1 protein-coding gene is annotated in these 1,289 nt (G+C 37.3%); it reads right to left on the reverse strand.

From position 1 onward, the window contains the following. Positions 1 to 140: 140 nt before the first annotated feature. Positions 141 to 1,133, reverse strand: coding sequence for a hypothetical protein (locus HMPREF2573_RS07975; RefSeq protein ID WP_070473129.1), 993 nt, complete (start codon positions 1,131 to 1,133; stop codon positions 141 to 143). Positions 1,134 to 1,289: the final 156 nt, after the last annotated feature.

Raw genomic sequence — 1,289 nt, forward strand, 5'->3', positions numbered from 1 at the left:
ACAGCCTGTTAAACCTGCGGCAAGTTTGTGGGAGGTTGTTGAACTTTGCTTGCGATACCCAGCAGATTCAATAGTTTATATGAAAATATTAGGTTCCACATTCGTTTAATCTAGCCATAAAAAAATGGTGATACCCACAATCAGTCTTGGTCGGCTGATGATGTGTTCTTTTTGCTGGATTGCTGAAGTTTTGATACATCAACCGGAAACCTTGGATTTTCCTCATCCCAAGGCACTTGATATTCTGCAAAAATATGCTCCAAACGCTCAATAAATGAAACATTGATTTCCTCGGTATCAAAATCCTTAAAATAATACTCAATCAGCGAGCGACCTTTAGGGGTTAAGTGCATTTGTGCATCTATCCATACAGCATAACTCCAATCGTCTGGGTCAGTAACAGACAAGTGGTAGCAAAAATCATCTAAACCATCAAAGGTGTTATCAGGCAGTGATTCATCCTTGGTTAAAACATCAAAACTAAAATCAATCAAATTACAGTATTTAAGACGATAAGCAGCCTCTACTGCAAATTGCCAAGCATTTGGATGATATCCACTAGTTAAATAGACTGTTCCCATACTATCGCTAGTTAATACCAATAAAAACCATTGTATTGACCTTGCACTGTAAATACTCATTGCTGATGTGTTCTTTTTGCTGGATTGCTGAAGTTTTGATACATCAACCGGAAACCTTGGATTTTCCTCATCCCAAGGCACTTGATATTCTGCAAAAATATGCTCCAAACGCTCAATAAATGAAACATTGATTTCCTCGGTATCAAAATCCTTAAAATAATACTCAATCAGCGAGCGACCTTGAGAGGTTAGATACGTTTTTGTCTTCATCCATGCAGTTTGATACCAATCGTTTGGGTCAGTAACAGACAAGTGATAGCAAAAATCATCTAAACCATCAAAGGTGTTATTAGATAGTTTTTCATATTTGGTTAAAACATCCAAACCAAAATCAACTAAATGACAAAATTTAAGACGATAAGCAGCCTCTACTGCAAACTGCCAAGAATTTGGATGATATCCACCACCTAAATAGACCACTTCCATCGCATTACTAGTCAATACATTTAAAAACCATTGTAATCGCTTTGCATTTTCAATGCTCATTTTCATAAATTATTCCTTGGGGAATTTAAGTTTTAGTTGTGCATTCTTGTTTGCACCCTTGATATTTTTCGAGTTCACTTCTACCGTTGCCGTAGTTGGTAAAGTGTCTTTGCCTGCTTTGCCAGCAGGTCTATATATCACCCAGGTACCATCGGGAGTTTG

The organism is Moraxella sp. HMSC061H09 (assembly GCF_001809255.1).
Taxonomy (GTDB): Bacteria; Pseudomonadota; Gammaproteobacteria; order Pseudomonadales; family Moraxellaceae; genus Moraxella; species Moraxella catarrhalis.

Coding starts and splice junctions, on each gene's coding strand:
- HMPREF2573_RS07975 (WP_070473129.1), bottom strand. CDS start 1,133: ATGAAAATGAGCATTGAAAATGCAAAGCGATTACAATGGTTTTTAAAT.